The organism is Microbispora sp. NPDC004025 (assembly GCF_053604425.1).
Genome location: NZ_JBSGHN010000002.1, coordinates 668580 through 681544, shown reverse-complemented (window position 1 = coordinate 681544; position 12965 = coordinate 668580). Strand labels below are relative to the sequence as shown.

General features: G+C 73.7%; 10 protein-coding genes. 5 read left to right on the top strand and 5 right to left on the bottom strand.

Going from position 1 to position 12965, the window contains the following annotated elements; translation table 11 throughout:
• Nucleotides 1-1839: an SCO2524 family protein gene (locus ACWEQG_RS07450; RefSeq protein ID WP_452282605.1), complete on the bottom strand. Its 1839-nt coding sequence runs from the start codon at nucleotides 1837-1839 to the stop codon at nucleotides 1-3.
• Nucleotides 1840-2148: 309 nt separating this feature from the next.
• Here ACWEQG_RS07450 and ACWEQG_RS07445 point away from each other — a divergent pair, with 309 nt between their 5' ends.
• Entirely contained in the window at nucleotides 2149-3201 is a 1053-nt protein-coding gene (locus tag ACWEQG_RS07445; protein WP_452282604.1) for a 2-hydroxyacid dehydrogenase, read from the top strand.
• A 104-nt stretch (nucleotides 3202-3305) separates the two neighbouring features.
• A complete protein-coding gene (locus tag ACWEQG_RS07440; RefSeq protein WP_452282603.1) occupies nucleotides 3306-4961 on the top strand; it encodes a thiamine pyrophosphate-binding protein in 1656 nt (551 codons plus the stop codon).
• A 10-nt stretch (nucleotides 4962-4971) separates the two neighbouring features.
• Here the strand turns inward: ACWEQG_RS07440 and ACWEQG_RS07435 are convergent, their stop codons facing one another.
• From ACWEQG_RS07435 to ACWEQG_RS07420, 4 genes are all read right to left on the bottom strand, one after another.
• A complete protein-coding gene (locus ACWEQG_RS07435; protein WP_452282601.1) occupies nucleotides 4972-6297 on the bottom strand; it encodes a HAMP domain-containing sensor histidine kinase in 1326 nt (441 codons plus the stop codon).
• Between the two features lie 185 nt (nucleotides 6298-6482).
• Entirely contained in the window at nucleotides 6483-7367 is an 885-nt protein-coding gene (locus ACWEQG_RS07430) for a GNAT family N-acetyltransferase (RefSeq protein WP_452282599.1), read from the bottom strand.
• Entirely contained in the window at nucleotides 7364-8527 is a 1164-nt protein-coding gene (locus tag ACWEQG_RS07425) for a M20/M25/M40 family metallo-hydrolase (protein ID WP_452282597.1), read from the bottom strand. The genes ACWEQG_RS07430 and ACWEQG_RS07425 overlap by 4 nt, the downstream gene beginning before the upstream one ends.
• Before the next feature lie 17 nt (nucleotides 8528-8544).
• Nucleotides 8545-9603, bottom strand: a complete 1059-nt coding sequence (locus tag ACWEQG_RS07420; RefSeq protein ID WP_452282595.1) for a dipeptidase — start codon at nucleotides 9601-9603, stop codon at nucleotides 8545-8547.
• Nucleotides 9604-9688: 85 nt separating this feature from the next.
• On the opposite strand from ACWEQG_RS07420, the gene ACWEQG_RS07415 reads away from it, so the two are divergent.
• Genes ACWEQG_RS07415 through ACWEQG_RS07405 form a run of 3 tightly spaced genes read left to right on the top strand, consistent with a single transcriptional unit; the run spans nucleotide 9689 to nucleotide 12691 of the window.
• Nucleotides 9689-10540, top strand: coding sequence for a Nif3-like dinuclear metal center hexameric protein (locus ACWEQG_RS07415; RefSeq protein WP_452282593.1), 852 nt, complete (start codon nucleotides 9689-9691; stop codon nucleotides 10538-10540).
• 10 nt (nucleotides 10541-10550) lie between these two features.
• Nucleotides 10551-11291 carry a zinc ribbon domain-containing protein gene (locus ACWEQG_RS07410; protein WP_452282592.1) on the top strand — a complete coding sequence of 247 codons (741 nt, stop codon included), beginning with the start codon at nucleotides 10551-10553 and terminating at the stop codon, nucleotides 11289-11291.
• Between the two features lie 8 nt (nucleotides 11292-11299).
• The gene (locus ACWEQG_RS07405) at nucleotides 11300-12691 is read left to right on the top strand and encodes a bifunctional RNase H/acid phosphatase (RefSeq protein ID WP_452282886.1); all 1392 of its coding nucleotides are present in this window, start codon (nucleotides 11300-11302) and stop codon (nucleotides 12689-12691) included.
• The last annotated feature ends 274 nt before the right edge of the window (nucleotides 12692-12965 follow it).

The following is a 12965-nucleotide window of genomic DNA, read 5'->3' as shown; positions in this document are numbered from 1 at the left end:
TCAGATCGCCTCCGACGCGCTGTCGCGGGCGGCGGCGAGCCGTTCGAGGTCGAGGAGCGCGCTGTTGATCAGGGCCTGCGCGGTCGCGGGGCGGTCGCTGACGATCGCCCTGGCCCGCTGCAGCGAGGCCTGGATCGTGCGGAGCTTCGGCTGGATCGTCTGCCCGGCCACCAGCGGCCGGGTGACCAGCTCCTGGTCCAGCAGGTGCTCGGCCTCCCCGAGCATCTGGTAGGCCAGCTCGACGAGCTGAGGGCTGCGCAGCGGCGGCTCTCCGCTGGACGTCGCGGCGGAGACGAGGAACTCGACGACGCGCTCGCTGAAGTACCACGACGGCTCCTCGTCGCGCGCCTCGATGTCGGCGAAGACGTTGCCGGGCTGGTCCCACAGGCCGGCGGCCGGGCCTTCGACGTGGCGGCGCAGCATGATGTGCCGCCAGATCTGGTCGGCGAGGGCGACCAGCCGCTCGCGCATCCGGGTGTTCTGGGCGATGGAGGCGGCCCAGATGGTGCGTTTGAGCAGCGTGATGGCGAAGTCGGAGACGACCCAGACCAGGTGGGGGCCGAGCGCGTCGCTGCCGTGAAGGTTGATCGGGACGCCGGGGGAGTGCATGAGCACGGGCGGGTCGCCCGGCACGGCCCTGCGGATGATCCTGGCCCGGATGGCCAGCTCCTCCAGCACGGCGGCGACCCGGCCGAGGTCCACGTCGGCCGCCCGGTTGTTGACCAGGCTCTGCACCACCATGGCGGTGACGCCGAGGCTGTAGTAGTCCGACTCCTTCTCGTCCACCGTCCGCCAGGGGATGTCCTCCAGCGGCCAGGTGCCCCGTCCGAACGTCGCGATCGTGCGCCAGTAGGACTGGGTGAGGTCCCAGCGGCGCTGGATGGCCTGGGCGAGGGTGATCTGGTCGTCGTCGAGCAGGCTCAGGACGCGGGTGCGGGAGGTGAACAGGTCGGCGATGCCGACGAGGGCGTTGACGGTGAAGTAGAGGAACGGCGTGTCGGCGGCCACGCCCTTGGGCTGGGGCCCGATGTCGAGCGGGGTGACGATGTCGGGGGCGTCCTTCACGATGCCCCACGTCCAGCCGCACTCGAACAGCAGGTTCTCGTTGTCCAGGTCGACCTGGCTGCCCGAGCCGATCGTCAGGTCGCGCAGACCGGCCCGTACGGGCCGCAGCTCGCGCCGCAGGTCGTCGAGCACCCGGCGGGTGGGCGCACCGGTCTGGTTGACGGTGCGCAGCAGCGCGGCGCCCGCCGTGGAGCCGGGGTCGAACGCGTTGACCGTGAAGCTGCGCAGCAGGCCCGCCATCGCGGCCGACAGCCGTTTGCTGGCCAGGTCCTCCAGCTCGCGGATCTCGCGGCGGATGGGCTCGCGCCGCACGCTCTGCCGGAAGACCTTCAGGAAGCCGAGTGTGCCGAGCATGAGCGTGACCGACATCGAGAAGGAGTCGACCACGTCGAGCTGGAGCTGCTCGGGGGTGACCTTCGCCTCGTCGTCGTCCACCGGACGGAAGTAGCTGCCGCCGGAGAACAGCGGACGGCCGTCGTCCGCCGTGTACGTGCGCAGGTACTGCCCGATGATCTTGAGTAGCAGCTTGGGGATCTCGACCGCGTCGCCGAGGACGGACAGCGCGGCCAGTACGTCGTCGGCCGTCTCGTCCGGCGTGTCCAGGCGGAAGCCGGGCAGCTCGGAGGCCGGATACATGAAGCACAGGAGCTGCTCGGCGTCGGAGATCGAGTTCGACCCGTCCCGCCCTCCCCACGCCCAGGCGCCGTCCCGGTAGGAGGCGCGTGCGGCCGCCTCCCACAGCTCCAGAAGCTGCTGTCGCGGCTGGAGTTTCATTCGTGGCCCTCTCTGCGCTGCGCCGTCCTTGCCGCGCCCTTTCCGCACCGCCCTGGACGCGGAAATGGACGCACGTGTGGCTGGGCGGGACCGAGGCCGGGGTCCCCCAGACCCTCCCTAGGGGTTTCCTTTTCCGACTCAGGTGGAGACGGAACCACCACAACCCTTATACCATTGGATTCCTGCTCCGTCGCCTGGACCATCCGTGGTATTTCGTACGCCGCCTGGTTGTTGTGATTGGAGAGATACCCCAGAGAAAAACAGACATATATGTCCCAAGTCTGAGAGATATTTGAAATGTCCCAAACCGTGGCTCCAAGGGATATAACGGACTGTCGTCCCGCGCGGCCGCGGCCTGCGGCCGGAGCGGAGTGCGAAGGCGGGACGGTCCTGGTCACGGGGACGGGCATCGACGCGGCGCTGCTGGAGCCGCTCGCCCGGCAGGGACTCACGGTACGGCGGCCCGCGTCGCCGCTGACCGAGGACCAGCTGGCGCGCGAGCTGGTGGGGGCGGTCGCCTACCTGCACGGCGGCGAGGAGCGGGCGACGGCGCCGGCGCTGCGCGAGGCGCGCGAGACGCTGAGGGTCGTGGCCTTCCTCGGGGTGGGCTACGAGAACTTCGTCGACGTCGCGGCGGCCGACCGGCTGGGCATCGCCGTCACGAACACGCCGGGGGCGGCGACGGACGCGGTCGCGACGTTCACGGTCGCGCAGATCGTCAACGCCAATCTGGGCATTCCCCGGCACCTGGGCGACCGGGTCCCCGGCTGGCACGGCTCCGAAGAACTCCCGCACGAGCTCGCCGCCCGCAGCGTCGGCATCATCGGGATGGGCGCGAACGGCCGGCGGATCGCGGAGATCCTGCGCCGGGGCTTCGGCGTCCGCGTGTCCTACTTCAGCCGCACCCGCAGGCCCGACGCCGAGCGCGACCTCGGCATCTCCTACCTGCCCCTGCTCGACCTGGCCGCCGCCAGCGACATCCTCGTGGTCATGGTGCCGGAGACCGGCGAGACCAGGTCGATGGTCGACTCGACGGTGATCGGCCGGATGCCGGAGGGCGCGATCCTCGTCAACACCGCCCGCCCGGCCATCGTCAGCCCCGGCGCCCTGTACGCCGGCCTGGAGAAGGGCCGTGTCGGGATGGCGGTCTTCGACGGCTTCTATGACCCGGAATGCGAAGAAGCCATCGAATTGCGGCGAGATTTCCCCAACCGCCTTCTGATCACCGGGCACATCGCCTCCCACACCGCCGAGGCGATGCACCGGATGGTGCGCCAGGCGGTGAAGTCCATCGCGAATGTGCTGACGTACGGATCGGACGAACACGAGGTGGGATCGCGTCCCCGGCCGCGTTTCCGATGACCCGAGGAAAAATCCGGCACGCGGAACGGTAGGGCGGCGCGCGAAAAGGGGAAACCGTCTGGGAAACCCAAGACAAACCCCTCCGCTCTTCCGGGAAGTGATACGTGGACGGCCATGACCCGATCCCCCCGGCGGGGACGATCACGACGCCCACGGGGGCGCGCGCCCTGGTCGAGGCGCTGCGGCTGCACGGCGTCGACACGATTTTCGGCATTCCGGGCACCCACAACCTCGCGATCTACGAGGAGCTCGACCGGGCGGGCGTGCGGTGCGTGACGCCGCGGCACGAGCAGGGCGCGGGATACGCCGCCGACGGGTACGCGAGGGTGACCGGCAGGCCGGGCGTCGTCGTCACCACCACCGGCCCCGGCGTGGTCAACGCGGCCACGGCCCTCGGCCAGGCGTACTCCGACTCCTCACCGATCCTGCTCGTCTCCCCGGGCGTCCCGACCGGCCATCCTCGCGACGGCCGCGGCTACCTGCACGAGAGCAGGGACCAGTCGCGGGCGATCGACGCGCTGTGCGCCTGGAGCCACCGCGTGACGACCGTGCGGGAGATCCCCGCCGCCGTCGCCCGCGCCTTCGGGCGCTTCGCCGAGGGCCGCCCCCGCCCGGTCCACGTCGAGATTCCCTTCGACCTGCTCGACCTGGAGGGGCAGGTCAAGATCGTCCCGCCGTACCTGATCACGCGCCGCGAGCCCGATCCGGGGGCCCTCGACGCGGCCGCGGGGCTGCTGCGGGCGGCACGCCACCCCGGTCTCGTGCTCGGCGGCGGAGCGCAGTGCCCGGGCCGGCGGAGCCCGGCCGGCGAGGCGCCGCCGGTGGGGAGTCTGGCGATGCGCCTGGCGGAACGGCTCGGCGCGCGGGTCGTGACCACGGTCAACGGCAAGGGCGCGGTGCCGGAGAGCCACCCGCTGGTGCTCGGCGCCACGCTGCACCTGGCGGCCGTCCGCCGATGGCTCGCCGCGTGCGACGTCGTGCTGGCCGTCGGCACCGAGCTGGGCCCGGCCGACCTGTGGGACGACGCCTTCACCCTGTCCGGCCGCCTCGTGCGCGTCGACATCGACCCCGGGCAGATGCACGGCGACCACGTGGCCGACGTGGCGATCGTCGCGGACGCGGAGCTCGCCATGCGCGGGCTGGCCGAGCGGCTCGACCGGCAGGGCGTCGTGCCGCGGCCGCGCCGGGAGCGGGACCCCGGCACGGGCCACACGGCGGAGCTCGAGGAGCTCACCCGCAGGTGGTCCGGCCAGCTCGCGGCGCTGCGCCGGGCCCTGCCGCCGGAGACCGTCGTGGTGGGCGACAACTCGATGGTCGTCTACCACGGGGCGCTCGTCGGCATGCCGATGGACCCGCCCGGGCGGTTCCTGTTCCCCACCGGGTTCGGCACGCTGGGCTTCGCACTGCCGGCCGCCATCGGCGCCAAGCTCGGGCGGCCCGACCTCCCCGTGGTGGCGCTGGCCGGCGACGGCGCCTTCCAGTTCAGCCTGCAGGAGCTGGCCACGGCGGTGCAGCTGGAGCTGAGCCTGCCGGTCGTCGTGTCCGCCAACGGCGGCTTCGGGGAGATCCGCGAGGAGATGCGCGAGCGCGGCATGCGGCCGGTCGCCGTGGACCTGCACGCGCCCGACTTCCCCGCTCTCGCCGCCGCGTACGGCGCGCGGGGCCGCGCCGTCAAGACGCCGGGGGAGCTGGAGGAGGCGGTCGCCGAGGCCCTGCGCGTTCCGGTGCCCACCGTGATCGTCGTGCCCGAGGAGGAGTAGCCGGGGCGGTTCAGCGGGCGGGCGCGAGCGGGAGCCGCAGCACGAAACGGGCGCCCCGGTCGCTGTCCTCGATCGTGAGCGTCCCCCCGTGCGCCTGGGCGATCTGGCGGGCGATGGACAGGCCGAGCCCGGTGCCCCCGGCGTCCTTCGACTGGGCGGCGTCGAGCCGGGTGAAGCGCTGGAAGACGACCTCCCGCTTGTCGGGCGGGATCCCCGCGCCGTCGTCGAGCACCTCCAGCACGCCCTTGCCGTCCTCGCGGCGCACTGTCACGGTCAGCGTGGAGGCGGCGTGCCGCTCGCCGTTGTCGAGGAGGTTGTTGAGCAGGCGCGCCAGGGCCATCCGATTGCCGACGACGACGACGCCGGGCGTCAGGTGCCGCACCATCTCCACCTTGCGCGGCCTGCGGTCGAGCTCACGGGCGGTGAGGCCGCCGAGGTCGGCGGGCTCGCGCCGCGGTGAGGCGCCGGAGTCGAGCCGGGCGAGCTGGAGCAGGTCGGTCACGAGCGCCTGCAGGCGGTCGCAGCTGCCCAGCAGGGCGCGCCCGGTGGCGGGCCAGTCGGCGTCCTCGCTGTGCAGCAGCGCCTCCTCGATCTCCGTGCGCATCGCGGTCAGCGGGCTGCGCAGGTCGTGGGAGGCGTCGGAGGCGAAGCGCCGCTGCCGCTCGACGGCCGTCTCCGCCCGGTCCAGGGTCTGGTTGGCGGTCTCGGCGAGCCGGCGTATCTCGTCGTGGTGCTTGGGCACCGGCACGCGCTGGCTGAGGTCGGTGGCGGTGATCCTGGCCAGCTTGCTCGTGATCGCCTCGACCGGGCCGAGCGCCCTGCGCACGGTCTGGTAGGTGCCGAGCGCGGTCACCGCGACCAGCAGGAGCGAGCCGCCGAGGAGCGCCGCGAGCAGCGGGCCGCTGACATACCACGGCACGGGGTCGTCGGCCGCGTAGATCGTCCACAGGCCGCCGGTGTTGTGGAAGCGGAAGGCGACGACGTCCACGCACCGGCCCGGGAAGGCCGGGGAGTCGCAGAGCTGCTTGCTCGTCTCCGGGCTCGTCAGCTCCGGCCGGAACGCGGCTATGCGCGGGCGCCCCACGAGGCTGTCGCTGACGGAGACGATCCGGCCGCTGTGGTCGATCACCTGCACGCCGGCCAGGTCCTGGTCCAGGAGCACCGGAGGCAGCCGGTCGCGCTTGGCCTGGTAGGCGAGGCGTACGGCGGTGGTGGTGATCTCGTCGGTCTTGTACCGCTCGGCGGTGCCGTGCAGGACGAGGAGAACGAGCAGCACGGCGACGGCGCACAGGAGCGCCGTCACCGCGCTCCCCAGCACCGTCAAGCGGATCCGCACCGGGGATCCCCGCCACCCGCTCATCTGATTCCCCCCGGTAATCAGATGACCAACAAGGACTCGTGGCCCGCCGCCGGGCCTCCCCACCCGGCTCTTCTGGCACGTTACCTCTGCCGGTGATCGCCGCAGTCGCCGGGGACGTCGCTGTCCGGTCCCTACCCGTTCCGGCCTCGTACGCGCCCGGCTCACTCCGTCGCGGGGGAGCGGGGTCCGACGACGTAGCGACCGCCGGCGAAGCCCGTCACCGGACGGCCCTCCGCCATGAGCCCGCCCAGCACGTCGCGTACGGCGTGCCGCCACGCCTTGGCCGTCTCCGGAGCGGTGCGGCGCAGGGACTCCACGTCCGCGGGCACGGAGACGAGCACCACCGGGGCGCCGGTGTCCAGGGCCACCGGCCGCCCGTCCCGCTCGGCGAGCGCGGCGACCGCGCCGTCCGCCCCGGCGGGCCGGTACGGCAGGCCGTCGCACGCCCGCGCCACCCGCGGGTCGTCCAGCCGCCACACGGCGAGGACGCGGTCGGACTCGTCGCCGGCGTTGACCGCGTCGCCCATCGGCCCGTAGAAGTCGGGCAGGTACTCCTCCGGCAGCGCGGCGAGCTTGGCCAGGTTGAAGTGGGCGTTGCGGCGCACCAGGGGGTCGAAGGTCCAGGTGATCCGGCTCAGGCCGCGCTCCAGGGCCCAGGCCCGCTGGTGCAGCTTGAGGGCGAATCCGGCGCCGGGCCGCACGGCCCCGGTCATGTGCGAGTGCAGCGCCCGCCCCGCGGGCGCCGCGAGGAAGGCGACCCCGGCGCCGACGAGTTCCGCACCGTCGAACGCCCCGGCGACGTACCCGCCCGCGTGGGTCAGCGCCCGCATCAGCTCCGCCGTGGCCGGCGGGTTCCACGGTTCCGGGTGCCAGATGCCGTCGAACAGCCGGACCACCCGCGCGAACTCGGCGATCGTGCGCAACTCGGCGATCCGCAGGCCGCGCTGTGCGGCGGCCGCGGCCGCCTGGTCCCGGGCGACGGCGGGATCCCCCGGGTCCCCGGCGCCCACGCGGTCCTCCCGGTTCACGTGCTCTTCCGGGTTCACGCGGTCTCCTGGGGGGCCCGCCTGGTGTCCCGTGCCATGGGGGCGGCGTCGTCGACGGGGCCGATCGGCCCGCCCGACAGCACGTACGCCGCCAGCGCCGCGACCAGGCGGGCGCGTACCGGCATCTCGGCGACCACGACGTGCTCCCCGGCGGCGTGCGCGCCGCCGCCCACCGCGCCCAGGCCGTCGAGTGTCGGGCAGCCGACGCCGGCTGTGAAGTTGCCGTCCGAGCCGCCGCCGACGGCCGCCCCGCGCAACGGCGCCATGCCCAGCTCGCGCGCGAGCCGTACGGCGACGTCGAAGAGCCCGGCGGAGGCGGCGGCGTCGAGGGGCGGGCGGTTCGGCCCGCCGCGCAGTTCCAGCCGGACACCCGGAGTGCGCGGGGTCAGCGCCCGCATCAGCTCGTCCACCCGCCGCTGCGCCGCCCGGTCGGGCACGCGTACGTCTACGGCCACCCGGGCCCGTGCCGGGACCGTGTTGGTGCTCGTCCCGGCGGTCAGCATGGTGGGCGTCACCGACGTCGCCCCCGCCCTGGACGACGACTCGACCTGGGCCGCGATGTCCGCGATGGCGAGCACCTGGTGAGCCAGCTCGACGCCGGCGTTGGCCCCCAGCTCGGGTTCGAGACCGGCGTGCGCGGCCCGGCCGTGCACGGTCAGCTCATACCGCGAGATGCCCTTGCGGGCCGTCTTCAGCGCGCCGCCGTCCGCGCTCGCCTCCAGCACGAACGCGGCGGCGCACCGCGACGCGATCGACTCGATCACCGGGCGGGAGGTCGGCGAGCCGAGCTCCTCGTCCCCGACGACGAGCACGGTCAGGCCCTCGGGGGACGGCAGCGAGGCGACCGCGTGGAAGAGCTGCACGAGACCGGCCTTCATGTCGAACACGCCGGGCCCCCGCGCCACCCCGTCCCGCACCGACCAGGGGTGCTCGCGCAGCGTGCCGACGGGCCAGACGGTGTCGTGGTGGCCCAGCAGCAGGACCCGCGGCGCGCCGAACGACCAGCGCAGGTGGGTGACCCCGTCGATCACCAGGGTCTCCGGCTCGGCGCCGAGCAGCCTGCGGCCCAGCGCCCCCACGACGCGGGCGCTGCGCGCCACCGCCTCGTGGTTCGTGGAGTACGACTCGCAGAGCACCAGCTCCTCGAGGTCGGCCAGCATGGCCTCCGGGTCCACCGTTACTGCCGTTCCCGTGCCGTGCGGCCCAGCTCGGCGCGGAACAGGCGCATCACGTTGGCGCCCAGGATCTTCTGGATCTCCTCGTCGGCGAACCCCCGCTTGAGGAGCGCGTCGGTCACCAGCGGAAGGCCGCGCGGGCCCTCCAGCCCGGGGATGGCGGCGTTCGCGTCGATCCCGGAGTAGCTGAAGCCCTCGCAGCACGGCGGGGTGAGATCGGCGTACACCTCGCGCACGAAGTCGGGGCCGAGACCCACGTGGTCGATGCCGGCGACACCGGCGATGTGCTCGATGTGGTCCACGAGATGGTCGACCGTGGCCGAGCGGGCGTCCTCGGTGAGGAAGGCGGCGAGGAAGTTCACGCAGACGACGCCACCGCCCGCGGCGACGCCCCTGAGCTGCTCGTCGGTGAGGTTCCTGTGGTGGTCGCGCAGGGCGCGCGCGGAGGAGTGCGTCGCGATGACGGGCCGGGTCGCGATCTCCAGCACGTGCGCGACGCCCGCGGCGCCCAGGTGCGAGATGTCGAAGAGCATGCCGAGCCGCTCCATCTCGCGCAGCGCCTCGACGCCGTGACTGGTGAGCCTGGAACCGGTGCCGTCCTGGCCGCTGCCGTCGGCGAGAGCCGTACGGCCCCAGTGGGCGATCGAGGCGACGCGGACCCCGAGGCGGTGCAGGGCCGGGATCAGCTCGACGCTCTCGTCGATCCCCGGCATGCTCTCCAGGGCCAGCACCAGGGCGATCCTGCCGAGGGCGAGGGCCTCGTCGATCTGCTGCCCGTCGTGGCACAGCGCCACCGTGTCGGGGTTGCCCTCGGCCAGCACGTGGGCGCACTCGATCATCCGCAGGGTCTGGCGCAGCGCGCCCTCCGGGCGGAACTGGCTCTCCACGAACACGGGCAGCACCTGCACGTCGACCCCGCCCTCGACGAGCTGGGGAAGCCACCGCTCGCGGAAGAACGAGGCCCATGCCGCGGGCGGCCGGGCGGAGACGGCCATGAGCAGGTCGTTGTGGGTGTCGGCGACCACGGAGCTGACGTGCAGGCTCTGCTGATCAACGGGCACGCTGGGGATCCTTCCTGGCGGCGGGGCGTCAAATGGGACGTTACTCTTCCCGGAACGTTCCGCCAGCAGGCTGTAGTGTGCGCGGGTGGAATCGATCTCCTGTACCCTCGCCGAGGTGGTCGAACGCCTGGAGGCGTTGTACGACCCCTCGTGGGCCGAGTCCTGGGACGCGGTGGGCCTCGTCTGCGGCGACCCGGAGCAGGCCGTACGGAAGATCCTCTTCGCGGTCGACCCGGTCGCCGTGGTGGTGGACGAGGCCCTCGGCTGGGGGGCCGACCTCGTCGTCACCCACCACCCGCTCTTCCTGCGCGGCACCACGAGCGTCGCCGCCACGACCTTCAAGGGCCGGGTCGTGCACCGGCTCATCCGCGGCGGCGCCGCGCTCTACGCCGCGCACACCAACGCCGACGTCGCCGACCCCGGGGTCTCCGACGCGCTCGCGCGAGCCGTCGGCCTGACCGGGGACCTGCGGCCCCTGCAGCCCTCCGCCGCCGACCCGCGCCGCGGGCTCGGCCGCGTCGGCGACCTGCCCGCCCCGATGCCGCTGCGGGAGTTCGCCGCGCTGGCCGCCTCCGGGCTGCCTCGCACGGCGGGCCCGCCGCGGGTCGCGGGCGACCTCGACCGGCCGGTGTGTACGGTCGCCGTCTGCGGCGGCGCGGGCGACTCGCTGCTGGGGACGGCGCGGGCCGCGGGCGTGGACGTCTTCCTGACGGCCGACCTGCGGCACCACCCGGCCAGCGAGCACCTGGAGGCGGACGGGCCCGCGCTCGTCGACGCCTCCCACTGGGCCACGGAATGGCCGTGGCTCGCGGACGCCGCCCGGCGTCTGACGTCAGCGTTGGCGGCCAGGGGCATTACTGTTGAGGCGCGCGTCTCGGACGCCGTCACGGACGCCTGGACGGCGACGACCACCGACTTGGACCCCCGAGCATCTTGAGGGATTTGGGATGAAGGCCGCACCGGAAGCACAGAAGCGTCTGCTCGATCTCGCGGAGCTCGACACCAGTCTCGACCGGTTGCGGCACCGTCGCCGCAGCCTGCCCGAGCTCGCCGAGATCGACGAGCTGTCCAAGAGGCTGGCCCGGGTCTCGACGCAGATCATCGCCGCCGAGACCGAGGCCGGCGACCTCGCCCGGGACCAGGCCAAGGCCGAGTCCGACGTCGACGCCGTACGCGTGCGGGTGGACCGGGACACCAAGCGCCTCGACTCCGGGCAGGTCTCCTCCCCGAAGGACCTGGCGAGCCTCCAATCCGAGATCGTCTCGCTGCGGCGCAGGCAGTCGGACCTGGAGGAGGTCGTGCTGGAGATCATGGAACGCCGGGAGGCGGCCGACGCCGGGGTCGCCACGCTCAAGTCGGAGCGGGACGAGGTGACCGGTACGCTGCGCGCCGCCGAGGACCGCCGCGACGCGGCCTTCGCGGAGATCGACAAGGAGCTCGGCGAGCTGACCGGTGGCCGGTCCGCGATCACCGCCGACGTCCCGGCCGACGTGCTCGCGCTGTACGAGAAGATGCGCGAGCAGAGCGGCGTCGGCGCCGCCATGCTGCACGGCGGCCGGTGCCTCGGCTGCCGCACGAGCCTGTCGATCGCCGACCTCAACCGCATCCGGGCCGCCGCGCACGACGAGGTGGTCCGCTGCGAGGAGTGCCGCCGGATCCTGGTGCGTACGGCCGAGTCGGGGCTGTGACGGCGGCGATGGGCGCGACGGGGGGTTACGTCGTCGAGGCCGACGGCGGGTCGCGGGGCAACCCCGGCCCGGCCGGGTACGGCGCGGTGGTCAAGGACGACGCCGGGCGGGTGCTCGCCGAGGCCGCCGAGTCGATCGGCACCGCGACCAACAACGTGGCCGAATACCGCGGGCTCATCGCCGGGCTCCGGGCACTGCTCGCACTCGGCGCCGAGGGCGGGCGGGTCGAGGTGCGGATGGATTCCAAGCTGGTCATCGAGCAGATGGCCGGCCGCTGGAAGGTCAAGCACGAGGGCCTGCGGCCGCTCGCCCTGGAGGCGGCGGGCCTGGCCCGGCGCTTCCGCGTCACCTGGACGTGGATTCCGCGCGAGCGCAACAGCCACGCCGACCGGCTCGCCAACGAGGCGATGGACGCCGCCGCCCGGGGGGAGACGTGGCAGGCGAGCGAGATCACCTCCGCACCGGCGGCCGCCCCGGCCGTCGAGCCCGGCGCCGAGCCGCCCAACACCGACGCGCCCACGCTGTTCGACGAGGCCGGCGGCATTCCCGCGTCCGGCGCCTCCGCTCCCGGCGTCCCGGCTCCGGCCGTCGCCGATGGGCGTACGGGGACGTCCGGCGCGACGGGCGTGAGGACCGCCGACGGACGTGCGGCGGCGAGTGCGCCGACCGACGGCGGACGCGCGGCGGCGGACGCGGGGACCGCCCGCAGGGCTGGGGACGAGGCGGCCGGGACCGCCACCTCCCATGACCGGCGCGGGCACGGATGGATGCCCCGGGCCACGCGCGTCGCCACGTCCCTGCTCCTGCTCCGGCACGGGCAGACGCCGCTGTCGGTGGAGAAGCGGTTCTCCGGGCTCGGCGACCCGTCGCTCACCGCCACCGGACTCGCCCAGGCCGAGGCCGCGGCCCTGCGCCTGTCGCGCCAGCCGTACGAGGTCGAGGTGATCGTCACCTCCCCGCTCACCCGCGCCCGGCAGACGGCGGAGGCGGTGGCCGCCGGGACCGGTCTCACGGTGCTGGTCGACGACGATCTCCGGGAGACCGACTTCGGCGCGTGGGAGGGGCACACGTTCGCCGAGATCCAGCAGCGCTGGCCCCGGGAGCTGGAGGCCTGGCTGGCCGACCCGGACGTCGCCCCGCCCGGCGGGGAGAGCTTCGCGGCGACCGCGCGGCGGGTCGAGCAGGCCAGGGAGCGCATCGTGAAGGCCCACGAGGGCCGCAGCGTCGTCGTGGTCTCCCACGTGACCCCGATCAAGATGCTCGTCCGCTTCGCGCTGGGCGCGCCGCCCGAGTCCCTCTACCGGATGCATCTCGACCTGGCCTGCCTGTCGGTGATCGACTACTACGCCGACGGGCCCGCCGTCGTGCGCGCGCTGAACGACACCGCGCACCTCTCCTGACGTCTCCCTCATCGGGGAGACGTGACGGCCGTGGCGGGGCGGCGTGCTGCCGCGCGCCCGGCTCTTCAGCCATGCCGTCCCGCCGTGTCGTCCCGCCGTGTCGTCCAGCCGTGCCGTGACGACGCGCGCCCGGCTCTTCACCCGTGCCGTTCAGCTGTGCCGTGATGCCGTGCCTCAGCCGGCCTTCCTGCGCCGGCAGGCATCCATGACAGCCCGGCGATCTCCGCCGGAGGCATCGCGCACCCCGGCGTCAGGCCGGCATGTCCCCGTACCC